Source organism: Pseudomonas sp. 1121_17, assembly GCF_052850745.1.
The window spans coordinates 746722-771180 of the sequence record NZ_VXCX01000001.1 but is presented as its reverse complement, the minus strand read 5'-3'; the positions used below and the strand labels follow the sequence as shown (position 1 = coordinate 771180).

The 24459-nt window shown below is 60.1% G+C and carries 26 protein-coding genes and 2 tRNA genes; 19 read left to right on the top strand and 9 right to left on the bottom strand.

What is annotated here, in order from left to right; all coding sequences use genetic code 11:
- The first annotated feature begins 46 nt into the window (after positions 1–46).
- The 6 genes from FW789_RS03735 (at position 47) to csrA (ending at position 5269) form a co-directional block, all read left to right on the top strand.
- The gene (locus FW789_RS03735; RefSeq protein ID WP_446430946.1) at positions 47–1120 is read left to right on the top strand and encodes an NAD(P)H-dependent flavin oxidoreductase; all 1074 of its coding nucleotides are present in this window, start codon (positions 47–49) and stop codon (positions 1118–1120) included.
- Between the two features lie 91 nt (positions 1121–1211).
- A complete protein-coding gene (modA, locus tag FW789_RS03730; RefSeq protein WP_446430945.1) occupies positions 1212–1967 on the top strand; it encodes a molybdate ABC transporter substrate-binding protein in 756 nt (251 codons plus the stop codon).
- Complete coding sequence (gene modB, locus FW789_RS03725; protein ID WP_411562923.1) at positions 1967–2647, top strand: molybdate ABC transporter permease subunit; 681 nt, start codon at positions 1967–1969, stop codon at positions 2645–2647. The genes modA and modB overlap by 1 nt, the downstream gene beginning before the upstream one ends.
- Position 2648: 1 nt before the next feature.
- Positions 2649–3740: a molybdenum ABC transporter ATP-binding protein gene (gene modC, locus FW789_RS03720; protein WP_446430944.1), complete on the top strand. Its 1092-nt coding sequence runs from the start codon at positions 2649–2651 to the stop codon at positions 3738–3740.
- A gap of 58 nt (positions 3741–3798) precedes the next feature.
- Positions 3799–4815, top strand: coding sequence for a DNA topoisomerase IB (locus FW789_RS03715; protein ID WP_186699003.1), 1017 nt, complete (start codon positions 3799–3801; stop codon positions 4813–4815).
- A 253-nt stretch (positions 4816–5068) separates the two neighbouring features.
- Positions 5069–5269 carry a carbon storage regulator CsrA gene (gene csrA, locus FW789_RS03710; RefSeq protein WP_101320695.1) on the top strand — a complete coding sequence of 67 codons (201 nt, stop codon included), beginning with the start codon at positions 5069–5071 and terminating at the stop codon, positions 5267–5269.
- Between the two features lie 72 nt (positions 5270–5341).
- On the opposite strand, the gene FW789_RS03705 is transcribed toward csrA, so the two are convergent.
- Genes FW789_RS03705 through FW789_RS03695 form a run of 3 tightly spaced genes read right to left on the bottom strand, consistent with a single transcriptional unit; the run spans position 5342 to position 8317 of the window.
- Complete coding sequence (locus tag FW789_RS03705; RefSeq protein ID WP_446430943.1) at positions 5342–5695, bottom strand: response regulator; 354 nt, start codon at positions 5693–5695, stop codon at positions 5342–5344.
- 10 nt (positions 5696–5705) lie between these two features.
- Entirely contained in the window at positions 5706–7151 is a 1446-nt protein-coding gene (locus FW789_RS03700) for an ATPase domain-containing protein (protein WP_207073096.1), read from the bottom strand.
- A 23-nt stretch (positions 7152–7174) separates the two neighbouring features.
- Positions 7175–8317, bottom strand: coding sequence for a two-component system sensor histidine kinase NtrB (locus tag FW789_RS03695; protein ID WP_446430942.1), 1143 nt, complete (start codon positions 8315–8317; stop codon positions 7175–7177).
- Between the two features lie 338 nt (positions 8318–8655).
- On the opposite strand from FW789_RS03695, the gene FW789_RS03690 reads away from it, so the two are divergent.
- Positions 8656–8740 (top strand) — tRNA-Leu (locus FW789_RS03690).
- A 104-nt stretch (positions 8741–8844) separates the two neighbouring features.
- Positions 8845–9258, top strand: a complete 414-nt coding sequence (locus tag FW789_RS03685; RefSeq protein WP_446430941.1) for a DoxX family protein — start codon at positions 8845–8847, stop codon at positions 9256–9258.
- A gap of 37 nt (positions 9259–9295) precedes the next feature.
- Here the strand turns inward: FW789_RS03685 and FW789_RS03680 are convergent, their stop codons facing one another.
- Both FW789_RS03680 and FW789_RS03675 read right to left on the bottom strand, forming a co-directional pair.
- Entirely contained in the window at positions 9296–9502 is a 207-nt protein-coding gene (locus tag FW789_RS03680; RefSeq protein WP_150568829.1) for a hypothetical protein, read from the bottom strand.
- Positions 9503–9856: 354 nt separating this feature from the next.
- A complete protein-coding gene (locus FW789_RS03675; protein WP_178080775.1) occupies positions 9857–10024 on the bottom strand; it encodes a hypothetical protein in 168 nt (55 codons plus the stop codon).
- A 223-nt stretch (positions 10025–10247) separates the two neighbouring features.
- Here FW789_RS03675 and FW789_RS03670 point away from each other — a divergent pair, with 223 nt between their 5' ends.
- Positions 10248–10502: a helix-hairpin-helix domain-containing protein gene (locus tag FW789_RS03670; protein WP_186698996.1), complete on the top strand. Its 255-nt coding sequence runs from the start codon at positions 10248–10250 to the stop codon at positions 10500–10502.
- Positions 10503–10514: 12 nt separating this feature from the next.
- Here FW789_RS03670 and chrA read toward each other — a convergent pair whose 3' ends face one another.
- Positions 10515–11885, bottom strand: coding sequence for a chromate efflux transporter (gene chrA / locus FW789_RS03665; protein WP_446430940.1), 1371 nt, complete (start codon positions 11883–11885; stop codon positions 10515–10517).
- Between the two features lie 237 nt (positions 11886–12122).
- Between chrA and FW789_RS03660 the strand changes: the two genes are divergently transcribed.
- The 5 genes from FW789_RS03660 (at position 12123) to FW789_RS03640 (ending at position 17570) form a co-directional block, all read left to right on the top strand.
- The gene (locus tag FW789_RS03660; protein ID WP_446430939.1) at positions 12123–12503 is read left to right on the top strand and encodes a hypothetical protein; all 381 of its coding nucleotides are present in this window, start codon (positions 12123–12125) and stop codon (positions 12501–12503) included.
- A gap of 9 nt (positions 12504–12512) precedes the next feature.
- A complete protein-coding gene (locus FW789_RS03655; RefSeq protein ID WP_101320711.1) occupies positions 12513–13322 on the top strand; it encodes an IclR family transcriptional regulator in 810 nt (269 codons plus the stop codon).
- Positions 13323–13571: 249 nt separating this feature from the next.
- Entirely contained in the window at positions 13572–14915 is a 1344-nt protein-coding gene (locus FW789_RS03650) for an MFS transporter (RefSeq protein WP_411562917.1), read from the top strand.
- 22 nt (positions 14916–14937) lie between these two features.
- Complete coding sequence (locus FW789_RS03645; RefSeq protein ID WP_446430938.1) at positions 14938–15747, top strand: sugar phosphate isomerase/epimerase family protein; 810 nt, start codon at positions 14938–14940, stop codon at positions 15745–15747.
- 113 nt (positions 15748–15860) lie between these two features.
- Positions 15861–17570 (top strand): FAD-dependent oxidoreductase, encoded by a 1710-nt coding sequence (locus tag FW789_RS03640; RefSeq protein WP_411562915.1) that lies wholly within the window; start codon positions 15861–15863, stop codon positions 17568–17570.
- 69 nt (positions 17571–17639) lie between these two features.
- Here FW789_RS03640 and FW789_RS03635 read toward each other — a convergent pair whose 3' ends face one another.
- Entirely contained in the window at positions 17640–19100 is a 1461-nt protein-coding gene (locus FW789_RS03635) for an L-lactate permease (protein WP_103437832.1), read from the bottom strand.
- Between the two features lie 131 nt (positions 19101–19231).
- Here FW789_RS03635 and FW789_RS03630 point away from each other — a divergent pair, with 131 nt between their 5' ends.
- From FW789_RS03630 to FW789_RS03620, 3 genes are all read left to right on the top strand, one after another.
- Positions 19232–19720, top strand: a complete 489-nt coding sequence (locus FW789_RS03630; RefSeq protein ID WP_103437833.1) for an Lrp/AsnC family transcriptional regulator — start codon at positions 19232–19234, stop codon at positions 19718–19720.
- Positions 19721–19900: 180 nt separating this feature from the next.
- Complete coding sequence (locus FW789_RS03625; RefSeq protein WP_103437834.1) at positions 19901–21319, top strand: ATPase domain-containing protein; 1419 nt, start codon at positions 19901–19903, stop codon at positions 21317–21319.
- A 44-nt stretch (positions 21320–21363) separates the two neighbouring features.
- Positions 21364–21726, top strand: a complete 363-nt coding sequence (locus FW789_RS03620; protein WP_103437835.1) for a response regulator — start codon at positions 21364–21366, stop codon at positions 21724–21726.
- Between the two features lie 202 nt (positions 21727–21928).
- On the opposite strand, the gene FW789_RS03615 is transcribed toward FW789_RS03620, so the two are convergent.
- Positions 21929–22002, bottom strand: a tRNA-Cys gene (locus FW789_RS03615).
- 153 nt (positions 22003–22155) lie between these two features.
- The gene (sohB, locus tag FW789_RS03610; RefSeq protein ID WP_101323058.1) at positions 22156–23175 is read right to left on the bottom strand and encodes a protease SohB; all 1020 of its coding nucleotides are present in this window, start codon (positions 23173–23175) and stop codon (positions 22156–22158) included.
- Between the two features lie 197 nt (positions 23176–23372).
- Between sohB and FW789_RS03605 the strand changes: the two genes are divergently transcribed.
- Together FW789_RS03605 and FW789_RS03600 are read left to right on the top strand one after the other, a co-directional pair.
- Positions 23373–24083 (top strand): histidine phosphatase family protein, encoded by a 711-nt coding sequence (locus FW789_RS03605; protein WP_446430937.1) that lies wholly within the window; start codon positions 23373–23375, stop codon positions 24081–24083.
- 54 nt (positions 24084–24137) lie between these two features.
- A complete protein-coding gene (locus FW789_RS03600; RefSeq protein ID WP_101320731.1) occupies positions 24138–24455 on the top strand; it encodes an SCP2 sterol-binding domain-containing protein in 318 nt (105 codons plus the stop codon).
- The last annotated feature ends 4 nt before the right edge of the window (positions 24456–24459 follow it).

The window sequence follows — 24459 nt, the reverse complement described above, 5'->3', positions numbered from 1 at the left end:
GCCCTGGCTGGGCGCCGAGTTGGAACAGACGTTGACAGGAGTGCACATGAGCAACTGGCCAGACCGCCGTATCCTGGATCTGCTCGGCATCGATGTGCCGATCCTGCAAGCACCGATGGCCGGAGCCACCGGCTCACCCATGGCCATCGCTGTGGGCACGGCTGGCGGCCTGGCCGCTCTGCCCTGCGCCATGCTCAGCCTGGATCAGGTGCGCAGTGAAGTGGCAGCGTTCCGCGCCGCCTGCGCAGGGCCTTTGAACCTGAACTTCTTCTGCCATCAACCGCCGCCCGCTGATGCAGCCCGCGCACTGCGCTGGAAGCAGGCCCTGCAGTCGTATTATCAGGAGCTGGGCGCTGATTTCGCCGCGCCGACGCCGGTATCCAACCGCGCGCCATTCGATGAGCACAGCTGCCAACTGGTTGAAGAACTGCGGCCGCAGGTGGTCAGCTTTCACTTCGGCCTGCCCGCTGCCAGCCTGCTGCAGCGGGTCAAGGCCACCGGCGCCAAAGTGCTGTCGAGTGCGACCACGGTGCAGGAGGCGCTCTGGCTGGAACAGCACGGTTGCGATGCGATCATCGCCATGGGCTATGAAGCCGGCGGCCATCGCGGCATGTTCCTCAGCGATGACATCACCAGCCAGATCGGCACCTTCGCCTTGATCCCGCAAATTGTCGACGCAGTGCGGCTACCGGTGATCGGCGCCGGTGGCATTGCCGATCACCGCGGCCTGGTGGCCGCACTGGCTCTTGGCGCCTCGGCAGTGCAGATCGGCACTGCCTACCTGTTCTGCCCGGAGGCGAAGGTATCTGCAGCACACCGCCAGGCGCTGGATACCGCCCCCGCCAGTGACACAGCGCTGACCAACCTGTTCACCGGGCGGCCCGCGCGTGGCATCAACAACCGCATCATGCGCGAACTTGGCCCGATGAGCGATCTGGCACCCGCCTTCCCCCTGGCAGGAGGCGCATTGATGCCGCTGCGGGCGATCAGCGATAGCGCCGGCAGCAGTGACTTCAGCAATCTGTGGGCCGGCCAGGCTTTGCGCCTTGGCCGACACCTGCCTGCGACAGAGCTGACCAGAGACATTGCCGAGCGCGCGCTGGAGCAGTTAGAGCGCTGATTCGATCCCGCGACTATGGCCCTTCCCGCAGAGCCGACTCTCGCTATATAGTCCCGTATATAACGATAACCTGCTCCCGGAGAGTTGCTTCATGCGTATGCGTTTGTCCTACCTGGCTGCAACGGCGGCCACCCTGCTCGCCTGCACCAATGCCTGGGCCGATGAAGTTCAAGTTGCCGTCGCAGCCAACTTCACCACGCCGATCCAGGCGATTGCCAAAGACTTCGAGAAGGACACCGGGCACAAGCTAGTGGCCTCCTTCGGCGCGACGGGCCAGTTCTATGCGCAGATCAATAACGGCGCACCTTTCGAAGTATTCCTGGCGGCCGATGACAGCACTCCGGCCAAGCTTGAGCAAGAAAAGCAGACCGTTGCCGGCTCGCGCTTCACCTACGCCATCGGCACCTTGGCACTCTGGTCTGCCAAGCCAGGCTACGTCGACGCGCAAGGCGAAGTGCTGAAAACAAATGACTACAAGCACCTGTCGATCGCCAACCCCAAGACCGCTCCCTACGGCCTGGCAGCGACTCAGGTGCTGGCCAAGCTGAACCTGACTGAAGCCACCAAAGGCAAGCTCGTCGAAGGCCAGAACATCACCCAGGCGTTCCAGTTCGTTTCCACCGGCAACGCTGAGCTGGGCTTTGTCGCCCTGTCGCAGATCTACAAAGATGGCAAAGTCAAAAACGGCTCGGCCTGGATCGTCCCGTCCAGCCTGCATGACCCGATCCGCCAGGATGCGGTAATCCTCAACAAGGGCAAGGACAACCCCGCTGCCAAGGCGTTTATTGACTACCTCAGAGGCCCCAAGGCCACAGCCGTGATCAAATCCTATGGTTATCAGATCTGATGCCGCTTGATGCTGCAGACTTCGGAGCGATCTGGCTGACCTTCAAACTGGCCAGCCTGACTACTCTGATTCTGCTCGTCATAGGCACACCGATTGCCTGGTGGCTGGTGCGGACCCGCTCGTGGTTGCGCGGCCCGGTCGGCGCGGTGGTCGCTCTGCCATTGGTGCTGCCGCCGACGGTGATCGGCTTTTATCTGCTGATCGCCCTCGGCCCGCACGGCTGGCTGGGCCAAGCCACCCAGGCACTCGGCCTGGGCAGCGTGGTATTCAGCTTCACCGGCCTGGTAATTGGTTCGGTGGTGTACTCCATGCCGTTTGTGGTGCAACCCCTGCAAAACGCCTTCAGCGCGATTGGATCAAGGCCTTTGGAAGTCGCCGCCACGCTGCGTGCAAGCCCTTGGGACACTTTCATTCACGTCGTGCTGCCGCTGGCTCGGCCGGGGTTCGTCACCGCCAGCATCCTTGGCTTTGCCCACACCGTGGGCGAGTTCGGTGTGGTGTTGATGATCGGCGGCAATATCCCTGACAAGACCCGCGTGGTGTCGGTGCAGATCTTCGACCATGTCGAGTCGATGGCCTACGCACAAGCACACTGGTTGGCCGCAGCCATGCTGGTGTTCTCGTTCCTGGTGTTGCTCCTGCTGTACGCGGGGCGCCGTGGCAAGCCCGGCTGGAGTTGAGATGAGTGCTTCAATACTGACGCGACTGACCCTGGCGCGCGACGATTTCACTCTGGATGTCGACCTGCAACTGCCAGGTTCAGGGATCAGCGCCTTGTTCGGCCACTCCGGGTCGGGCAAAACATCGTGCCTGCGTTGCCTGGCGGGTCTGGAGCGTGCGGCGAGCGCCTACATCGAGGTCAACGGTGAAGTGTGGGAAGACAGTGCCAGCGGGTTTTTCCTCCCCCCACATCGGCGCCCGATCGGCTATGTATTCCAGGAAGCAAGCCTGTTTCCCCACCTGTCAGTGCGCGCCAACCTGGAGTTCGGCTGGCGCCGGGTGCCGGCGGCACAGCGCAAGGTCAGCCTTGAACAGGCATGTGCGCTACTGGGCATTGGTCATTTGCTTGAGCGCCGTCCAGCCACCTTGTCTGGCGGCGAAGCGCAGCGGGTCGGCATCGCTCGCGCCCTGCTCAGCAGCCCGCGCTTGCTGCTGCTGGACGAGCCGCTGGCAGCGCTGGATGGACCACGCAAACGCGAGATTCTGCCGTATCTGGAGCACCTGCATGAAGAGCTGCAGATTCCACTGGTCTACGTCAGCCATGCCCAGGATGAAGTGGCGCGGCTAGCTGACTATCTAGTGTTGCTGGAGCAGGGCAAGGTGCTTGCAAGCGGCCCCATCATCGAGACACTGGCCCGGTTGGACCTGCCGTTGGCTCAGGGCGACGATGCCGGCGTGGTGCTGGAAGGGCTGGTGGTTGGCCATGATCCGCACTATCAACTGTTCGACCTGCGCTTGCCGGGCAATGACAGCCAACCACTGCGTATCGCTCACCCATCGTTGCAGGTCGGTAGCACGCACCGGCTGAAGATCCAGGCCCGCGATGTCAGCCTGGCCTTGGCGGCAGACAGCCAGTCGAGCATTCTCAACCGCTTGCCCGTGCGCGTGCGTGAGCTGCGCGCCGACGATAACCCGGCCCACCTGCTGGTCAGTCTGGATGCGGCCGGGACCACGATGCTGGCGCGCATCACCCGTTACTCCGCCGACCAGCTCGGCGTGCACCCGGGCCAGGCGCTATGGGCGCAAATCAAATCGGTCGCTGTTTTACTCTGAGCATCCACGCCAACGGCGTTGTCCATTGAGCAGACACCTGGTCGCTGGATGCCGCCCCATGCTCGATTGCCCGCTGCCCCGTTCCCTGCACTATGTCGACGACAGCCAGCCTGGCCTGAGCCGGCGCCGATGGCGTGATCGCTTTATCTACCTGGACGCCGACGGTGAACGGGTGCGCGATGAGGCGACGCTTGCGCGCATCGCGGCGCTGGTCATCCCACCGGCCTACACCGACGTGTGGATCTGTGCCGACCCGCAGGGCCATCTGCAAGCCACCGGCCGCGACGCCCGCGGACGCAAACAATATCGCTATCACGCGCAATGGCGCGAAGTGCGCGATCAGCATAAATACGGACGCATGCTGGCCTTTGCTCAGGTGCTGCCCAAATTGCGCAAGCAGCTCGACGCCCACCTGCGCCGCCCAGGGCTGGGCCGGGAAAAGGTCATGGCGCTGGTGGTCAGCCTGCTCGACTCGACCCTGATCCGCGTCGGCAATCGCCAGTACATGCGCGACAACAACTCCTATGGACTGACCACCCTCAACTCCGATCATGTCGAGGTCAAGGGCAGTACCATTCGCTTCCAGTTCAGGGGCAAGCGCGGCGTGGAGCACAACGTTACCTTGCGCGACCGGCGGCTGGCCGGCATGGTCAAACGCTGCATGGAGCTGCCCGGGCAGACGTTATTCCAGTACCTGGATGACAACGGCGAGCGGCACAGCATCGGCTCGAGCGATATCAACCTGTTTCTGCAACAGCTGACCGGCGCTGACTTTACCGCCAAGGACTACCGCACCTGGGCCGGCAGCAGCCTGGCCCTGCACCTGTTACGCCCATTGGCCTGGGAGCCGGAAACCGAAGCCAAGCGCCAGGTCACGGCCATTGTGCGTCAGGTTGCCGCACGCTTGGGCAACACGCCGGCAGTGTGCAGGCGCTGCTACATCCACCCGGCAGTGCTTGAACACTTCCAGCTGGGGCGCCTCGGTGCTCTGCCGCGAGCCCGCATTCGCCAGGGGCTTGAGCCAGAAGAAGTGACCTTGATGCACTTTTTGCGGGCGCTGCAGGAGTCCGATTGAGCGGGTCTATGTGCGCTATCAAGCAGAGAAATTTCCAATCTGCGCGTAAGCCCCCTATTCTTGCCCCCGAGCACCTCCGCCGGGGCACTTCAACCCGCAAAACCGGCACCTGCAGCTAGAGACATGAAACAGATTTTATTTACGGGGGAATTACTATCCTCCGAAAGCGTCTTTAATGAGAAGGAAGAGGGACACGCTCCCGCCGCAGCGGTAACTGACCGCACGGTTTTCGTTATTACCCAAGGAGAACTACATGCTGATACTCACCCGCAAGGTCGGCGAAAGCATCGTCATCGACGATAATATCAAAGTGACCATTCTGGGCGTCAAAGGGATGCAAGTGAGGATCGGCATCGATGCGCCTAAAGATGTTCAGGTTCATCGGGAGGAGATTTTCAAACGCATCCAGGCAGGCAGCCCTGCACCGGAAAAGCCCCACGACGAGCAACACTGAAACCTGCATCGCTTGAAGCCGCACGGATGCGCTTGACCGATCGGCCCGCCGATGCGGGATCTTGCCAGGCCCTCAGCCGCCCAGCAGCTCCCGCACTTTGGCAACCAGTTCATTGGCATGAAATGGTTTCTGAAACACCGCACCGAACAAATCGCAGTCCGCTTGCGCGGCTTGCGCGCCGCTTATCAAGATCAGCGGTAAATGCGCCAGCGCAGGATCATCTCGAATTGCCCTGGCCAATTCCTGGCCATTCTTCTTCGGCATCATGTAATCGGTAATCACCAGATCAATAGGCTTCTGGCGCAGCAGATCCAGCGCCTTTTCGCCATTGTTGGCCTTTTCCACCAGGAAACCCTCGTCCTCCAGGGCATAACCCAGGATCTCAGCGATTTGGTATTCGTCATCGACGATCAAAATGGTCTTCATCGCTGGACTGTCAGCCCCCCTCCGAATGCGTAGGCGTGCCGCTAAGCACTGCGCTGGCACCTTCGAACGCCTTGCGCACTACCACTCCATCCGGCCCCATGCACAGCTCATGGAGCGCAGGGTCGTAGTCGCTGTCGCGCACCTTGAGCAGTGACAGCATGCGCCGCAGCCGGCTATCGAGTTCGACAAATCGGGTCAGGATCAGGTTATCGACGATGCTCGACAGGTCGGGTGACGGCGCACTGACTTCGGCACCAAACAGATCACGCACTTCCCAGGTCATCAACATCGTCACATCGCGGGCACGCAGCTCGCCGATCAGGGCGCGGAAGAAGCCATTGATGCGTGCCGGATCGAATGCCAGCCGGCTGAGTGCACCGAGGCTGTCGATCACCACGCGCTTGGCGCCGAGGCTATCAACCTGTTTCAGCAAGCGCGCACCGACCTGATCGAGCAGGCCCTCGGTGGTTGGCTGCCAGCTCAACAGCAAAGCCCCTGAGCGCTCCAGCTCAGCGAAGTCGTAACCAAAGGCACTGGCCTTCTGGCGCAATCGGGTAGGCGATTCGTAGAAGCCAAAATGCACCGCCGGCTGCACAGGTGACGCAGCCGCTACGAATGCCAGGCCCAGAGAGGTTTTGCCGATCCCCGAAGGCCCCATTATCAATGTAGTTGAGCCGACACTGACGCCACCGCCAAGCATGTCGTCCAGCGCTTGCGAGCCGGTGCTGATAGATTCCATTGTCTCCGAGCCAAGGTGGCTGGGATGGCTGTAGAGCGCCTCCAGACGCGGGAACACCGTCAGCCCGGCGCTATCGATCTGGCACTCGTGCAAGCCAGACAACGCAGCGCTGCCGCGGGTCTTGCGCAGCTGAATAGTACGCACGGCACGGCTGCCAACCAACGTCTCACCCAGTTCGATAACGCCATCGACCATGGTGTGTTCGGGGCTGCCTTCCTGCAGGCGCGAACTGGTCAGCAGCAGCACGGTGCAACCCGCGAAGGCGGCATGCCCTTGCAGCTCGGAGATGAATTTCTTGGTGTCGAGCGTGGTTTCGGCACGTATGCGGGCATTGAGCAGGCCATCGACAATCAGCAGGCTGGCCTGCTGCCGGCTAATTTCCTGACGCATCAGCCGCACCACGGCATCCAGGCCCTCCTGTTCGAGGGTGTCGAACGCGCTGACAAACTGGATCTGATCGCCTACCAGCGCCGGGTCGAAGAACTCCAGCGTCGACAGGCACTGGAACAACCGCTCATGTGATTCGCTAAGCAGAGTGGCCACCAGCACCCGTCCGCCATTGCGCACGTGGCCACACGCCAACTGATTGGCGAGGATGGTTTTGCCGGCCCCAGGCGGGCCTTGAACGACATAGGACGCGCCAGCGACCAGGCCGCCACGCAGCAAAGCATCCAGCCCTTCGATACCTGTCTCGACTCGCTTGAGTACTTCAACCATGGCCGCTACCTGTCGGGTTCGCGTTAAGGGGGGCTCAGCACCGCCGGCAAGTACAGGCACATACTGGTGCCCTCCCCGACCTTGCTGGACGCACAGATGGCACCGTTGCTCTGCTTGGCAAAGCCATACACCTGGCTAAGACCCAGCCCGGTACCCTTGCCAAACGACTTGGTGGTGAAAAACGGCTCGAAGATGCGCGGCAGCACATGCGCCTCGATACCCACGCCGGAGTCTTGCACATTGAACCGCACGAATGGCCCGTGCAGGCCCTCGACCTCACCTGACAATTGCACGCAATCGACCTCGAGGCGAATCCGCCCCTCACCTTCGATCGCATCGCGCGCATTGAACAGAAGATTGAGCAGAACCATCTGCAATTGGCCAGGGTCGGCCTCGATCAGCGGCAGCTCTGTCGCCAGCTGCTGCTCGAATTCGATGCTGCCGGGTAGCGCGTGCTCGATCAAGCCACGGGTCGAATCAATCAGCGCGAGCGGAGCAATGCTCACCGAACTCAACTGGCGATGGCGGGCAAAACTGAGCAGTTGCTGAGTCAGTTGAGTGCCGCGCTGCCCTGCATCGATGATGTGTTCGAGCAAGCGCTGGACCCGCTGCGGATCCTGGCTGCTGCTGGCCATCCGCGCCGAGCTGAGGATAATCGTCAGCAGGTTGTTGAAGTCATGCGCCAGCCCGCCGGTCAACTGCCCCAGGGCTTCGAGCTTTTGCGCCTGGAACAACTGCGCGCGTACCGCGTCGAGCTGCAGCGCAGACTCGCGCCGGTCGGTGATATCGCGCGTAACCTTGGCCAGGCCGATGATCTGGCCCTGCTCATCGCGCACTACGTCCAACGCGGCCAACGCCCAGAACTGCGTGCCGTCCTGACGCACGCGCCAGCCTTCATCCTGGGCGACGCCATTGTCCAAGGCCTCGCGCAAGATCTGCTCGGGGCGATCCTGGGCACAGTCCTCAGGCGTGAAAAAAACGGAGAAATGCTGGCCGATGATCTCGGCGGCCTTGTAGCCCTTGATACGCTCTGCACCCGCATTCCACGACACTACGTGGCCCGAGGGATCAAGCATATAGATAGCGTAATCAACCACCGACTGAACGAGCTGCTCGTAGCGGTTGGCGGTCATTTCGGATTGGTCCGGGTGGTCGGTTGAAACCATGAAAACTCCACAGGCACCACAGGGTGAGGCATAAACATGATGTTGAGTCTACTCGCCCTTTACAGGCTAAGCGAAGCTCTTGACGAGTAGCCGTCTGACGGAGCCGCTTCGGGCTGGCGATATCGCTCGCAGTGAGCAGCATGGTCGACTGAAAAGTCGCGAACAGTGGCTTAATGACACTATCGTGTCAATTGCTTGGAGTTCAGCCCTCAGGGATCAGCCGGAAATGCCTGCATGGAGGGGTGTTTTGTTGACGCATCTATAACGATGGGTTATAAAGCGCGCTTGATTGCTGAGCATCGGTTTAACGTGCCGGTCGCACAGACCCTTTCAAGCGTGCGAGTGTGGTGGAATTGGTATACACAGCAGACTTAAAATCTGCCGGCGTGAGCCTTGCGGGTTCGAGTCCCGCCACTCGCACCACTTATTGCGTAAAGGGCGCCCCACGGGGCGCCTTTTGTTTGCGCGCAAGAATTGTTCGCAACTCCTGCTACAGTGAAATCATCCAACCTCACTGGTATCCCGCCATGCGCTATACCCTGTTCGCCGGTCAACGCGATGCCATCATCCTGCTCGCCCGCATCCTTCTGATGATCCTGTTCTTGCTCTCGGGCTGGAGCAAACTGACAGGCTTTGAAGGCACGGTCAGCTACTTCACCTCGATAGGTGCACCTGCGCCGACACTGGCAGCAGCCATCGCAGTGATCATGGAGTTCTTCGTCGCAATCGTGCTGATTCTCGGGTTCTATACGCGACCATTGGCGATGCTGTTCGCGCTCTTCGTGGTCGGCACCGCAATGATTGGCCACCCGTTCTGGGACATGGTCGAGCCTGCGCGCAGCGCCAACATCACTCAGTTTTTCAAGAACATGAGCATTGTCGGTGGTCTGCTGCTGCTCGCCGTGACGGGCGCTGGCAGGTTCTCGCTGGATCGGCGCTGAGTGCTTGCCCTCGGCTTGAGCTGCGTGCTGGTGTGAGTCAGTCGTCTACGTCATCGTGCCAGGCAGGATGGTCGTATTCGTCGTCGCTGTCATCGAGGGTGCTCTCATCGAGCGTGCTTTCGTCATCCTCGACCTCATCCAGCAAACCCTGGGCATCGGCCTCGGGCGCAAAGTCTTCATAGAGGAATTCGTGATCAAGCAGATGATCGTGTTCGGGTTCGTGGAGGTCGTGTTCGTCGCTCATACCAGGCTCCTTGAATAGCTCGCCTGTATAAAGTGATCATCGGTGCAGGTCAACGGCTGAGCTGTTAATCCCGACTTAACCAGGGCATTGCACCCTGCCTGAGCTCCCTTCAAGAATCCTTGCCTGCCTTACGGCGGGCTTTTTTTCGCCTGCAGATTACCTGAATGATCTTGCTACATCGTCTTCACGTTTTACTGACAAGCCCGGCCAGATACTACACAGGCTCCGTACGATCTTTAGACCCGCCCACCGTTGGCGGGTTTTCTTTGCCTGTGATTCGGCAATCGCGCAACTCGGCGTCCAGCCAGCGCAGCGCAAACGCGCACGCGCCGAAGGACACCTGTTACAGCAGACTCACGGCGTCTTGGCAGCCTGAGCCTTGGTCCAGTGCACCTTGGGCGCGGCAGGGTTGAAACCGCTTACGCCTCGTGGCACTTCCTTGATCTCGCCGCCCTTGGACAAGAACTGCTCAATTTGCTCATTCAAGCGCAGTTGAGCGTGATGGGTCGCAGACTGGGACATGCTGATACCTCACTGATGAGCCACCCAGAGAGAGGACTCGCCCGCCACTATACACCGCAAAGCACGTAAGCAGGACTTTAAAGCCAGATAAAGAGAGATCCCTGCCAAATTTACGCAGATATCAGCAAGATTAACGAGCGTAAAACTTCGCGCTCTTGCCTCGGTTGTGGTGGCCTCGAATATGAGTGAAGCTTGGCGAAACTCACGGAGAGAGGATGTACCCATGCCGTTTTCAGCGGACGAACGCGCAGCACTGCTGGCGCTCAAGGGCGTAGGCCCGACGGTTATCAGCAGGCTTGAGCAGATGGGCATCGAGTCACTGCAGATGTTGGGCGATTCGAACGTAGATGACATTCTGGCGCAGGCTTCGGCAGCGCTGGGGTCAACTTGCTGGAAGAACAGCCCGCAGGCGCGAGCGGCGATAACTGCGGCAGTGATGCTTGGCAAGCAGTCGAGCATTAGCCTGTCACTGCGCTAGCGCGCTCATCTATCAAACCCGCAGCATATGGACTGCCAAACCTGCAACGGCGCAAGCGAATAGAACCTGGATCACTGTTAGCTTGAAGCGGAACAGGGCAATAGCGGCAGCAACCGAGATCACCGCTGCAGTCCAGTCAAATGCGCCGCTGAAGCCTTTTGGCCAGAGCACGTGATAGCCGAAGAACAGGGCAAGATTGAGGATCACTCCGACCACAGCAGCGGTGATGGCTGTCAGCGGCGCGGTGAATTTCAGGTCGTTGTGCGTCGACTCCACCACCGGCCCACCGGCAAGGATGAAGATGAACGAAGGCAGGAACGTGAACCAGGTGACGAGCCCGGCCGCGACTGCGCCTGCAAGAAAGGGATGCTGCGCAACGAACATCGGCTGCACATAGCCGCCGACGAAACCGACAAAGGCGACCACCATGATCAGCGGCCCTGGAGTCGTTTCACCTAAAGCGAGGCCATCGATCATCTGAGCTGGCGTCAACCAACCGTAGTGCCCGACAGCGCCCTGATAGACATAAGGCAGCACAGCATAGGCGCCGCCAAAGGTCATCAATGCAGCCTTGGTGAAGAACCAGCCCATCTGCGTCAGCGTACCATCCCAACCAAACGACAGCGTCAGCAACCCCATGGGCAGACACCAAAGCCCAGCCCCGATCAGTAGCAGGCGCACCAGCTGCGCCCAGCTGAAACGTGCATGTTCAGGCGTCGGGGTATCGTCGTCGATCATGGCTGGGCCGTAGCTGTTGCTCGCCGCGCCATGGCCGCCACCGATGGCGAATATGCCAGGAGCGAAGCGACCACCCATATAGCCGATGATGGCAGCGGCGAGCACGATCAGCGGGAACGGCACGTTGAGGGCAAAGATAGCAACGAACGAGGCACCGGCCAGGCCCCATAACCAACCGTTCTTCAGCGCGCGCGAACCAATCCGGTGGGCCGCATGAACGACGATCGCCGTGACCGCCGGCTTGATGCCATAAAAGATCCCCGCCACTACCGGTACCTCGCCAAAAGCGATGTACACCCAGGACAAACCGATCAGCATGAACAGCGAAGGCAGCACGAACAATGCGCCGGCAATCACCCCTCCCCAACTGCGGTGCATGAGCCAGCCGATGTAGGTGGCAAGCTGCTGGGCCTCGGGGCCTGGCAACAACATGCAGTAGTTGAGCGCGTGTAAAAAACGCTTCTCGCTGATCCAGCGCCTGCGCTCGACCAGCTCCTGGTGCATGATCGAAATCTGCCCGGCCGGCCCGCCAAAACTGATGAAGCCTAGCTTGAGCCAGAACAGGAAGGCCTGGTAAAGGCCAACCGGCTGCACAGCCGGCTTGGATGGCGACTGCTTGTTCACCGCGCAAGTGCTCTCAACCATCTTGAGCTTCCTCATCAGCCAAGGCCGTCAGTTGCGAAAGTCGAAACTCGTTCAAAAAATCTGGACATGAATCGGAATAAACTTATTAACTGGAATTCAATTCCAATTTCTATATCATAGCCTCTGACTCAATCGAGCGGCTCGGTCGCAGCAATGGGCTGACACGTTCGCGCCACACCCTGCTGCTTCGCTTAGGTGCGGGATACGCAGCCTGGGACAGCCCTAAGGAGAGATTGGATGTCACAGTTGTTGATACCCAGCCCAACTGGCAAGACCCGGATTTTTGCGGTTATCGGTGATCCAGTGAAGCAGGTCAAGGCTCCAGAGCTTCTCAACAGAGTATTCGCTGATGAAGCTGTAGACGCAGTGATCGCGGTGCATGCCAGGCCTGAGCAACTCGCGATGGATAATTTTTCCGGCATGCTGATCTCCATTCCGCACAAACCTTGGGCCTTCGTGCCCCCTGGTAGCCACATGCTCAGTGAGCAATTAGGCTGCTACAGACAGTTCTTCAGGATCTGGGCCAAAAACCGGATGAATCGGCAATTCAACGTGGATACCATTTGTCCGGAGGTGGCTGCCACTATCCATGGGGCCGCTGATCTATCGCAAACCTAAGGAAACAACATGAGCAATGCGCTTGAACGCGGCCTGCATGCCATCGAGTTGCTCGCCGGCAAAAGCTCCGGGCTGGCACTTCAACAAGTAGCGGAAGCCTTGGACATTCCGCCGAGCGCGACCCACCGCATGCTCAATTGCCTGGTCGAACAGGGTTTCGTGCGCCAGGAGCATCAGCACGGCAATTACGTGCTTGCCCTGAAACTGGTCTCACTGGCGCTCAAGCATCTGTCCAAGAGCGACATGGTCGACCTAGCCCGCCCGATACTCGAGCGCCTGGCGCAAGCGTCCGGCGAGCTTGTGCGCTTGAGCATCGTAGATGGCGATAACCTGATCTGGATCTCCAAGGCCCAGGGCAGCCGCTCCGGTCTGCGCTACGATCCCGATGCAGGTGCCGAGGCCAAGCTCTGCTGCACGGCGTCTGGCCTGGCCTGGTTGAGCTGCCTCAGCAACGAGCGCGCGCTGGAGCTGGTTTACCGGCAAGGCCTGGCTAAACCGGGCGAATATGGCCCCAATGCGGCCACCACCATCGAACACCTGCTCGACAACCTGAAGATCGCCCGTGAGCAGGGCTATGCCAGCGTCGACGAGAGCTTTGAAATTGGCGCCGCCTCGATGGCTGCAGCAATTCGCGATTCGCAACAGCAGGTCGTCGGTGTGATCAGTATCGCCGGCCCCAGCGTCCGCCTCCCTGCCGAACGCATGCAAGCGCTGAAGGCAGCGTTGCTGGACGCCGTAGAAGAGATCACCGCGATCAACCTGGACAGCCTCCCGAAGCTGTCGCTGATGACCTCCCACATCAGCGAACACACCGCCTGATCGGCACCTCGCTTGACCGCGGCCTGGCTTACTGACCTGGCCGCCGTTCCCTAGCAATTGCTCGACAGCAGGCCCTTCACAGGTCCTGGATTGCCAGCGCCCAAAAAACACATTGGAATCAAATATTAAAATGGAACGGATTTCCAATTATGATAATATCGGCCTACCAACCCCGGTATACCTTGGTGCCAACCTGCCAGCCCATAACCGGAGAGGCATTTTCATAAAAACAAAAAGCAGGAGTTATTCATGGCGAACCCTCCAGATGTAGATGTGAGCACCTTCATGGATGCTCGAAAGATGAGCACCCGACAGTGGCTGGTGCTGTTCCTCGGTTTCATGGTGCTGGTGTTTGACGGCTTCGACACCACCGCGATCGGCTTCATTGCCCCGGCGCTGGTCGACGACTGGGGCGTGCTGCGCCAAGACCTCGGCCCGGTAATGATGAGCGGGCTGCTCGGGCTGGCATTTGGTTCGTTGACTGCCGGGCCATTGGCCGACCGCTTCGGCCGCAGGCCAGTCATCATTGGCTCGGTGCTGTTGTTCGGTTTCTGGAGCCTGGCCTCAGCCTGGTCGACCGGGATCACCAGCCTGACGATACTGCGCTTTCTGACCGGGGTTGGGCTGGGTGCCTCGATGCCCAATACGGCGACCCTGATCTCGGAATACGCCCCCAAGCGCTACCGCTCTCACATGGTTTCGTTCATCTACTGCGGCTTCGCCTTTGGTGCGGCGCTGGGTGGTTTGGGCAGTGAGTGGCTGATCGAAAACTTCGGCTGGCGGTCAGTGTTGGTGGCCGGCGGCGTGCTGCCGATTGCGTTCGCCCTTCTGCTGCTCTTGAGCCTTCCGGAGTCCATCCGCTTCCTGGCGCAGAACAGTGCCTTGAAGGACCGCCTGATCAAGGAAATCAACAAGGTCGCTCCGGGCCTGGCCAACGCCCAGACGCGTTTCCATAGCAGCGAAGCGGCGATCAAGGCGACAGGCAAGGTCAGTGCCCTCTTCGCGCCCGGTTTCACCCTGGGCACCTGCATGATCTGGGTCACTCTGTTCATGGGTCTGCTGACCATGTACCTGCTGTCGAGCTGGCTGCCGCTGCTCAGCCGCGATGCTGGTCTGAGCATGGGTCAGGCGGCGCTGCTGGGCTCGTTGCTGCAGATCGGCGGCATGCTGGGCAACTTCACCGTCGGCATGAAGATGGACCGCTGGGAACACCACAAGGTGGTCGGCACCACGGTGTTCTGCGGCGGGGCCTGCGCAGTGCTGATCGCCTTGCAGCAGCCGACGATGCAGGTGCTCTGCCCGTTGATACTGCTACTGGGCTACTTCCTGAACGGCGTAAACGTCGGCGGCTACGCGCTGGCCGCCTCCTTCTACCCCACTCAGATCCGCGCTACCGGCGTGTGCTGGGCCACTGGCATTGGCCGGCTGGGCGCGATCAGCGGCGCCGGGATCGGTGCACTGATGCTGGCCTCGCAATGGAATTTCAGCCAGGTCTTCCTGTTCCTCGCCATCCCTTCCCTGATCGGGGTTACAGCGCTGTGGATCAAAAGTCGCAAGCGCAACGCGTCGGCACTTCCCGCTGCCATCAACTGAAGCAACTGTAGGTAGACATGCCATGCAAGCCAGCTATTCCATTGCACAACTGACCGCGCTCGCGTTAACCCCGCCGGAAATGATCGAACTGGCTGCACGCACCGGCTATGACCAGGCTGGCGTGCGCTTGCTTCCGGTGGCGCCAGGGGCAGTCGCCTATTCCTTGATGGACGACAAACCGATGTTGCGCGAAACCCTCGCGCGCATCGACGACACCGGGGTCAAAGTTTTTGATCTGGAATTGATCCGCCTCGACGAGCAATTCGACGTGCAGCGTTATCTGCCCTTCCTCGACGTCGGCGCGCAGCTCGGCGCCAAGGCCGTACTGGTGGCAGGCGACGACCCGGAACCCAACCGGCTGATCGAACACTATGCGCGGCTATGCGACGCTATGCAGCCCTTCGGCCTGACGGCAGACCTGGAGTTCATGCCGTGGACGGCTGTCCGCGACCTGGCCAGTGCACTGCACATCGTTGAGCAGGCCGACCGCGCCAACGGCGGCATCCTGGTTGACGCGCTGCATTTCGACCGTTCCGACAGTCGCTTCGAGGACTTGCAACGTATCCCCGTGCAATGGCTGAACTACGCGCAGATATGCGACGGCCCAGCGCGGCGACCGAACACCCGTGACGGCCTGATTCAAGCGGCGCGTGGCGAGCGTCTATTGCCGGGCGAGGGCGATATTGACCTGGCGAGGATCTGGCGCAGCCTCCCGGCTACAGTCCCGGTCAGCGTCGAGATCCCCCATGACCGCAGGGTTGCGCAAGTGGGCGTCGAGGCCTGGGCACGACAGGCGCTGGCCGCTGCCAAGGCAATTATCGAACCGCTCTGATCCGCTTGAGCACACCACAGCAGGCAACTGCTGAATGCTGCCGACACTTCACCTGCACAAGGGCGGGCTGCCAAACCGCCCATGAATTACCACGCCATGAAGGAGCAACCATAATGAGCACCATCGCCCCCCTCCCCTGGGACCAGGAAGTCGACCTGCTGGTATTCGGCGCAGGCGCTGCAGGCATGACCAGCGCATTGATGGCCAGCCACCACGGGCTGGACGTGCTGCTGTGTGAAAAGACCGCCGTGGTGGGCGGCATCAGCGCGACCTCAGGCGGCACCACCTGGGTACCCGGCACCCACCAAAGCCAGCGCGCAGGTGTACCGGACAGCGCGGCAGAGGCCGCGACCTTCCTCAAGGCGGTGGTTGGCCAACGCGGCGGTGAAGCGTTGCGCGAAGCTTTCCTTGCCAGCGGGCCACAGGCGATTGATGAACTCGAGCGCATCAGCGAAGTTAAATTCGTTGCAGCCGCCGCTCATCCCGATTACGTCAGCGGCCCCGGTGCAGCGTTCGGTGGCCGCGCCCTGGCGCCCCTCGCGTTCGATGGCAGGCTGCTGGGCAAAGACTTTGCCCGCGTGCGCCCACCTCGGCGCGAGTTCATGGGTCTGGGCGGCATGATGGTGCCACGCGCCGATCTGGATGCGCTGCTTTCGCCCTTCGCTTCGATGCACCACCTGACTCGCACCTTGAGCACAGTCGGCCGCTATTGCATCGACCGCCTGAGCTACCCACGCGGCACCAATCTGGTGATGGGCAACGCCCTGGTCGCCAGGCTGTTCTACAGCCTGCGCCAGCGCAAGGTGGCGCTGCGCTTTGAAACCCCTTTGCACGAACTCATTGTGGAAAACGGTCACGTAATGGGCGCAGTGGTGCTGCACAACGGCGAGGCCATGCGCATCCGCGCGCGTCGTGGCGTGGTGCTGGCTACCGGGGGCCTGACGCGCCACCCAACTCTACGCAAACAGCTGTTCCCGAGCGCTGCCCAAGCCCTTTCACTGTCGCCCCTGACCCACACCGGCGACGGCATCGATCGCGCGCTGAAGGCCGATGCCCAGCTCGACGACGGCCACGACAGTCCAGGCCTGTGGATGCCCTGCTCGATCCGCACCGCGAAGGACGGCTACCAGGCCATATGGCCACACATCCTGCTCGACCGCGCCAAGCCTGGATTGATCGCCGTGAATGCCCAAGGCAAGCGCTTCGTCAACGAGTCGAACTCCTACCACGACTTCGTCATGGGGATGCTTAACGACGGCAGCGCCACTGCTCACCTGATCTGCGACCAGAACTTCCTGCAACGCTACGGCCTGGGCCTGGTCATGCCGCTGCGCAGCGCCATCAATATTGCCAGGTTCGTCAAAGCCGGCTACTTGATCAAAGGCAGCACCCTGGGCGAACTTGCCAGCAAGCTCAAGGTTGATGCCGAGGGGCTGGCAAACACCGTCAGAACCTACAACGCCGCCGCTGCAAACGGTGACGACCCTGCATTCAACCGCGGTACCAGCCCCATGAACCGTCACAATGGCGACCCGCAGCAACTGCCCAACCCGTGCGTGCGCCCGCTAGGCGATGGGCCCTACTATGCCGTCACAGTGCAACCGGCCGATCTCGCCTGCAGCGCAGGCTTGAGTGGTAACGCCGATGGCCAGGTGCTGAACATGCAAGGCCAGGTGATCGATGGGCTATACGCCTGCGGCAATGACCTTGCTTCAATCTTTCGCGGCACCTACCCAGGCCCAGGCACCACGCTGGGACCTGCGATCGTATTCGGCTGGCGAGTGGCGCGGCATGCTGCGCGAGTTGCTGATCGCCAGTGTTGAAGCTAGCGACCAGTGAGCGCCTGCTTCGGGTTCGGGCTGTGTGGAAAAGTGCCATCCGCCAACACCAGGCTAGCCAAGCCATCCACTCAGCATCGCGGCGCCCAACGCAACTAACGCGGTATTGAGGCAAACCAGCATGAAGCCGAACCTTATCAGTTCGCCTTCCTCCCTGGCCTGGGTTTTGGCAAGCCCCAGAATCAGCATGACAACCGATAGCGAGCCCAGCGCCGCATGCCCCGCCGAGCTGTTCTGGACGGCAGCCAGCAGTAAACGGGAGGACTCTGGCAACGTCGCGATGGCCGGCATGAAGATCGCATTGCCGCCAACATTCGACCCGGTCATGTAGCCAGACAACGCGCCAAACAGGGCAACCAACGCCGTCGCGGCGGTGGGCGACAGCCCAGCCAGCAGTTGCATCAACCCCGCAAGGAAGCCGGCCTTAACCATCATCTGCGACATCGCGAGAAAGAAGAAAATGGTCAGCAATGGCCGCTTCGCCCGAGCCAACAGCGCAGCAGGCAGGTTAACGTCGTGTGCGGTCCGGGATTGTATGTTGCGCGCACGAACGCCTAGCACGATCAGGACAATGCCCAACGCCAGCCCTGGTGAGGCGAGTGGCTTCCAGTTGACCTGGGCGCTCTGTACAACCCAGTGCTCCTGCCAGGAGGTGATCGCCCACAGCATCTTCAAGCCGACAATGCAGACAATCAGCACCAGATACGGCCATGCCTGACGCGGCCATTGCACCGGACCGCGCTCGCTGTCGTAGCGGCGCAGGCGCCACAGCCCAACAGAGAGTACCGCTGCTGCCGTCACCAGGCCCGCAGCAACGCCGGCTACTTCCGGCCCCAGCCACCGACTTGCGCTGTAAAGAACGCCCACAAACAGCAGCCAGAAAACGCCCAACGCCCCCCATCCCCGCGAGTCACGAACGCCTGCAAGATAAAGCGCGAATGCACTGAGAGCGAAGAAAACCGGGGCGCTGGTCAATGCCGAGGTCGATGCCAGCATGGGTGCGTCCAGGTTAACCAACGAAGCACCAATGACAGATGCCAGGCCCAGCGTTCCCCAGGGCATGATGGCCATGCCGGCCAGTGCGATCCGGAGCGCGACCCGACGCTCGAAGAGACTGAGCAGCAGGGGCACCGTAGCGATCAACGACACGCCGAAACCAGTCATCGCTTCGAGCAACGGTGCCAACCCAAGGACGATTAACACGACTTGATCGCCGCGCCCAAGCCCCAGTGACCGCACCCATTGGCTCAGCGCCAGATTGACGCCCATGCGCTCGATAAAAATCACGAAGAGCAGACCTGGGACTATAACGAAAGCGGTACTTGCAAACAGCACGACGGTATCTTGAGCGGCGGCCACCATACTGCTCAGGCGCCATGCGTCTGCCGCGCCGGCGAGCCAGAGCACAATGACTAACAGAGTGCCTGCAACGGCGGCGTGAACGGGCGGCCGGCGCAATACCACGAGCATGACTGTAACCAACAGGACCGGGGAAAGATGGAACAGTGCGAGCATGCCAATAATATCCTGTGTGTGTTCCCGAATAGGCTGCATACGCAGACTGCTGGCAAGATAATATTGCTCTTGCCTAGATAAAGGGCCGCAGTTTTCTGGTAGTTTTCGAGAAAATTTCTCACGGATTTGCAATGGCCAAAAACGACGCTGAACCTGAATCGCTAGACAAATTTGACCGTGCCATCCTGGACCTGGTCCAGCGCGACAACACCATGCCGCTGCGCCTTATGGCCGAGCAGGTCAATCTTTCCACGGCCGCCGTTCAGCGCCGCATCAAACGAATGGAAGACCGGGGAGTCATCACGGGCAACGTAGCCATCGTCGATCCCACCGCCGTAGGCCGGCCGATCACGATAATCGTGGAAGTGATGGCTGAGCGCACCAGCATCGAAGCGCTGGAGGCGATGAAGGCACACTTCGCGGTGCCCGAAGTTCAGCAGTGTTACTACGTCACCGGCGAAGTGGATTTCATTCTGGTACTCACCGTCGCCAGCATGAAGGAATACCAGACTCTGGCGCGGCGATTGTTTGCCGAAAACTCCAACGTTACCTGGTTCAAGACAATCGTCGCGCTGGACCGTGTGAAAGTCGGGCTTGATGTGCCAAGCATGGCTGGGTAGATGCTCATGCAAAAGCCTGTGGTGGCTCGCGCCATGGCGGCAGATTTGCGCCCCAAGTCGCCAGCGCAACAAAAGCCACGACTGCTGCGCACTAGCCGGCAATAGCCCCTGAACGAAATTGGCGTTAGCATCACACTCTTAGTCGGCTTAACAGCCTGTTTTTCAGATCAGGGTCGCATCGTGGAAAAGCTCAAACGCCTCCAAAGTGGAATAGAAGGACTGGACGCTCTGCTCAAGGGCGGGCTGGTTGCAGGTGCCTCGTACATTATCCAAGGGCGCCCAGGTTCAGGCAAAACGATCCTGGCCAACCAACTTGGATTCCATCATGCGAACAACGGCGGCCGCGTTTTGGTTGCCACGCTGCTGGCCGAGTCACATGACCGCCTTTTCCAGTTTCTTTCCACACTGAGCTTTTTCGACTCATCCAGAATTGGCGAAGAAATTCAGTTCGTCAGCGCGTTTGACACACTGGAAAACGAAGGTCTGGATGAGGTGGTAAAGCTGCTGCGTCGCGAGATCAGCCGTCGCAAAGCTACCGTACTGGTCGTCGATGGCCTGCTCAATGCGCGCTCCAAAGCCGACTCACACATCGACACCAAAAAGTTCATTTCAGAGCTGCAGGGTCACGCCGCTTTTGCTGGTTGCACCGTGCTGTTTCTAACCAGTTCACGGCTGGACGACGGTAGCCCTGAGCACACCATGGTCGATGGCGTCATTGAAATAGGCGAAGAGCTATTCGGCACCCGCTCGGTGAGGCGCATTCAACTGCGTAAAACGCGCGGTAGTGCTGCGTTGGCAGGCCTTCACGAGTGTGAGATTACCGACAACGGGCTGGTGGTTTATCCTCGTCTGGAAAGCCTGTACAGCCACCCGTCCGCACCCGACAGTGCTGACATGACGCGCATTGGCAGTGGGATTGCCTCACTGGACACGATACTGGGAGGCGGCCTTTACAGTTCCAGCGTGTCTTTGGTCATGGGCCCTTCCGGCATCGGAAAAACGACGCTGGGTCTGAAGTTCCTGGCGGAGTCGACGGTGGACAGCCCAGGGCTGCATTTTGGCTTTTACGAAAGCCCGCAACGCCTGCGGCTCAAGGGCGACTCACTGGGCATCGACATCAAAGGCATGGAAGACAGCGGCGCCCTGACCATCGCCTGGCAGCCCACGACTGAAGGCCTGCTGGACGGGCTTGGCGCACGCTTGCTGAGTATCGTCGAAGAAAATGGCATCAAGCGTGTGTTCGTCGACAGCCTTAGCGGCATGACCCGGGTTGCAACCAATACGGCAAGGATTACTGACTTCCTCAGTGCGCTGATGAACGAGCTGCGCGCCCGAGGTGTCACGGTACTGGCAACGTGGGAAATGCGCGATCTGCTGGGCTCCGAGGTCAGCGCGCCCAACTCCGACCTGTCGAGCATCGTCGACAACCTGATGCTGATGCGCTTCGCCGAGAATGACTTTGAACTAAAGAGAACGCTTTCAGTTCTCAAAGTTCGAGATAGCGCTTATGACCCCTCCCGATTCGAGGTCGTCATCCAAGCCCAGGATGTTTTACTCAAAAAGGCTTCAAGACATGAACCATCAGTCCCAACTGAGTGATGTCCTGGTTCGATCTCTTAGGTTTTTGAGTGGATTACAATAAAGTGACTACCATCTTGGTCGTCGACGACGAATATTTAATTGCTGACATTCTCAGCTTCGCGCTGGAGGATGAGGGGTTTTCCGTGGTAACGGCCAGCAATGGCCGAAAAGGGCTCGATGCTCTGGACAGAGTCAAGCCAGCCTTGATCATCACCGACTTCATGATGCCGGCCATGGACGGCCTGGAGTTCGCTACCGCCGTGCGAGCCCTGCCATCGCTACTTCAAGTCCCGATTATTCTGATAAGCGGCGCCCAGGCACATATCGGTATGCAGCGACCGGATTTATTTGACGCGGTATTGCCTAAGCCCTTCAATATCGACGCAATTATTGCCGAGGTCAGAAAACTGCTGCATTCAGCGTAGCCGTGTCCACGCAGCTGACCCTGACTGCGCCGGCCACAGCCGAGTCATCTCCGAGCCTGCTCGGTTGCCCAGGCGTCTCATCGGTCATTTCTATCTATTCGGCACCCCATCAATAAACATTGGACTTCAGCTGCTTCACTCCATACTTTTCCGACCCACAAAGAAAAACCCCGCAGACGTTAATCTGCGGGGCTTTCAAATATGGAGGCCGAGGTCGGAATCGAACCGGCGTAGACGGATTTGCAATCCGGAGCATAACCACTTTGCTACTCGGCCTCAAAGGTTGGATCTAGCGGCTTGCGCCCTGCTATCTCCTTGAAACTTCAGCGCTTTTTCAAGCTTGCTGCGCTTCAATGGACGCCATTATGTCTGCATTCGCTTGGCCTTGCAACCCCCATGTCAGAAAAAATCTTCAAGGGGTTCAAGGTGTTAGCGCAGGCGGCCGAGTTTGCTCCACAGCCCCACCAAGGTGTTCTCAACCGCGCCGCTGGCGGCCACACCAATGCGCTCCTGCAAGCTTTTGCGTTCGGCAAAGCGCAGGTGGTAAAGGTTGGCTTCACGGGCGCGGTCACTGAGGTATTCGTCGCTGGTGCGCAGCTCATCAACCAGCTGCATGTTCAGCGCCGCAACACCCAGCCAGACCTCACCGGTGGCCACTTCGTCCATGTGCAGCTGCGGGCGGTAACGACCAACAAAGTCCTTGAACAGCTGATGGGTGACGTCAAGGTCTTCCTGGAACTTCTCGCGGCCCTTCTCGGTGTTCTCGCCGAATACGGTCAGCGTGCGTTTGTACTCACCGGCGGTCAGCACTTCAAAATCGATGTCGTGCTTTTTGAGCAGACGATTGACGTTCGGCAACTGAGCGACCACACCGATCGAGCCAAGGATGGCAAACGGTGCACTGACGATCTTGTCGCCGATGCAGGCCATCATGTAACCGCCGCTGGCAGCAACCTTGTCGATGCACACGGTAAGCGGGATACCGGCCTGACGGATGCGCGCCAATTGCGACGAGGCCAGGCCATAACTGTGCACCAGCCCACCGCCGCTCTCGAGCCGCAGCACGACTTCATCACGCGGGGTGGCGAGGGTCAGCAGCGCGGTAATTTCATTACGCAGACTTTCGGTGGCAGAGGCTTTGATGTCGCCATCGAAATCAAGAACGAAGACCCGCGCCTTGTCCTCGCCCTTGGCTTTCTTCTGCTGCTTGTCGGCCTTGGCCTGCTGCTTGCGCAGGGCCTTGAGTTGAGCCTTGTCGAACAGGCCCGCCTCGAGTCGCTCACGCAGCGCCTTATAGAAGTCGTTGAGACGGGTGACCTGCAACTGCCCGCCGGGCTTGCCGCGGCCTTTGCCACGCAGGCCGGCAATAGCCGAAAGCACCACCAGAAAAGCAATCACCAGGGTGGCGGTTTTGGCGAGAAAGCTTGCGTATTCTGCAAGAAACTCCACGTTGACTCCTTGATAAATCAGCACCTGCACGGTGCGAAACTGCTGCCAGCATACCGGGGCGTACGGGGCACTGCCAGCAGGCGAAAACGCTGGCAACATCTTTCAAACAAGCTTTTCAAACGCTTGTATGTTTTTTCGTTGACAGCCACTCTGGCGCATCCTAACCTCCCAGCAACTTCACTCGGCCGGATATCGATGTGGGCAACCTCTACCTGATCCGACATGGCCAAGCCTCATTTGGTGCCGCCGACTACGACGTGCTGTCGCCGGTCGGCGTGCGTCAGAGCCAGGCCTTGGGCAGCCATCTAGCCAACCTCGGCTTGCGCCTGGATCGTTGCATCGCCGGCGACCTGCGCCGGCAACAGGACACCGCCCTGCTCGCGCTTGAAGCCATGAGCACCCTGGGCTGCGCGGTACCGGCGCTGGAGACCGATGCCGGCTTCAATGAATTCGACGCCGATGGGGTGATCCGCACACTGCTGCCGGCGCTGCTGCCAGATGAGCCGCAGGCACTGCATGTGCTCAGCAACGCTGCGCAAAACCGCAGCGAGTTTCAGCGCCTGTTTGCTTTGATGGTCCAGCGCTGGCACGACGGCGAGCATCCGGTCGATGGGCTGGAGAGCTGGGAGGCTTTTACCGGCCGCCTGCGCATTGCCCTGCAGCGGGTATTGGACGCCGCCGACAGCGGCGACAACGTGGCTGTTTTCACCTCGGGCGGCAGCATCGCCGCCCTGCTCCACCTGATTACCGGCATCACCCCCAGCCAGGCGTTTGCGCTGAACTGGCAGATTATCAACACGTCGTTCAGCCAGCTGAAGTTTCGCGGCCATGACGTGGCACTGGCTTCCTTCAACTGTCAGGCCCATGTGCAGCTGTTGAAGGCGCCGGAGCTCATCACCTATAGGTGAGCCCGGCCTGTTGTGTCCCTGCGGACGCGAATTTCACTTAACAAGGAATACACCATGAGCGATGTAGCTAAAGCCGTCGAAGCGATGAAAGCCAAGTTCAATCCCGCTGCTGCTGAAGGCCTGGACCTGGTGTTCGGCTTCAACATCACCGACGAAGACAAGCAATACGCGCTGGTCGTCAAAGACGGCACCTGCGACATCCAGGAAGGTGAAAACCCAGATGCCAACTGCACCCTGGTGCTGGACAGCGAAACCCTCAAAGGCATCGTCAGCGGCGAAACCGATGGCATGCAAGCGTTCATGGGCGGCAAGCTGCGTGTTGAAGGTGACATGATGCTGTCGATGAAGCTCAGCGAGCTGTTCCCTGCCTGAGTGG

Coding starts and splice junctions, on each gene's coding strand:
- FW789_RS03735 (WP_446430946.1), top strand. CDS start 47: ATGAGCAACTGGCCAGACCGCCGTATCCTGGATCTGCTCGGCATCGAT.
- modA (WP_446430945.1), top strand. CDS start 1,212: ATGCGTATGCGTTTGTCCTACCTGGCTGCAACGGCGGCCACCCTGCTC.
- modB (WP_411562923.1), top strand. CDS start 1,967: ATGCCGCTTGATGCTGCAGACTTCGGAGCGATCTGGCTGACCTTCAAA.
- modC (WP_446430944.1), top strand. CDS start 2,649: ATGAGTGCTTCAATACTGACGCGACTGACCCTGGCGCGCGACGATTTC.
- FW789_RS03715 (WP_186699003.1), top strand. CDS start 3,799: ATGCTCGATTGCCCGCTGCCCCGTTCCCTGCACTATGTCGACGACAGC.
- csrA (WP_101320695.1), top strand. CDS start 5,069: ATGCTGATACTCACCCGCAAGGTCGGCGAAAGCATCGTCATCGACGAT.
- FW789_RS03705 (WP_446430943.1), bottom strand. CDS start 5,695: ATGAAGACCATTTTGATCGTCGATGACGAATACCAAATCGCTGAGATC.
- FW789_RS03700 (WP_207073096.1), bottom strand. CDS start 7,151: ATGGTTGAAGTACTCAAGCGAGTCGAGACAGGTATCGAAGGGCTGGAT.
- FW789_RS03695 (WP_446430942.1), bottom strand. CDS start 8,317: ATGGTTTCAACCGACCACCCGGACCAATCCGAAATGACCGCCAACCGC.
- FW789_RS03685 (WP_446430941.1), top strand. CDS start 8,845: ATGCGCTATACCCTGTTCGCCGGTCAACGCGATGCCATCATCCTGCTC.
- FW789_RS03680 (WP_150568829.1), bottom strand. CDS start 9,502: ATGAGCGACGAACACGACCTCCACGAACCCGAACACGATCATCTGCTT.
- FW789_RS03675 (WP_178080775.1), bottom strand. CDS start 10,024: ATGTCCCAGTCTGCGACCCATCACGCTCAACTGCGCTTGAATGAGCAA.
- FW789_RS03670 (WP_186698996.1), top strand. CDS start 10,248: ATGCCGTTTTCAGCGGACGAACGCGCAGCACTGCTGGCGCTCAAGGGC.
- chrA (WP_446430940.1), bottom strand. CDS start 11,885: ATGGTTGAGAGCACTTGCGCGGTGAACAAGCAGTCGCCATCCAAGCCG.
- FW789_RS03660 (WP_446430939.1), top strand. CDS start 12,123: ATGTCACAGTTGTTGATACCCAGCCCAACTGGCAAGACCCGGATTTTT.
- FW789_RS03655 (WP_101320711.1), top strand. CDS start 12,513: ATGAGCAATGCGCTTGAACGCGGCCTGCATGCCATCGAGTTGCTCGCC.
- FW789_RS03650 (WP_411562917.1), top strand. CDS start 13,572: ATGGCGAACCCTCCAGATGTAGATGTGAGCACCTTCATGGATGCTCGA.
- FW789_RS03645 (WP_446430938.1), top strand. CDS start 14,938: ATGCAAGCCAGCTATTCCATTGCACAACTGACCGCGCTCGCGTTAACC.
- FW789_RS03640 (WP_411562915.1), top strand. CDS start 15,861: ATGAGCACCATCGCCCCCCTCCCCTGGGACCAGGAAGTCGACCTGCTG.
- FW789_RS03635 (WP_103437832.1), bottom strand. CDS start 19,100: ATGCTCGCACTGTTCCATCTTTCCCCGGTCCTGTTGGTTACAGTCATG.
- FW789_RS03630 (WP_103437833.1), top strand. CDS start 19,232: ATGGCCAAAAACGACGCTGAACCTGAATCGCTAGACAAATTTGACCGT.
- FW789_RS03600 (WP_101320731.1), top strand. CDS start 24,138: ATGAGCGATGTAGCTAAAGCCGTCGAAGCGATGAAAGCCAAGTTCAAT.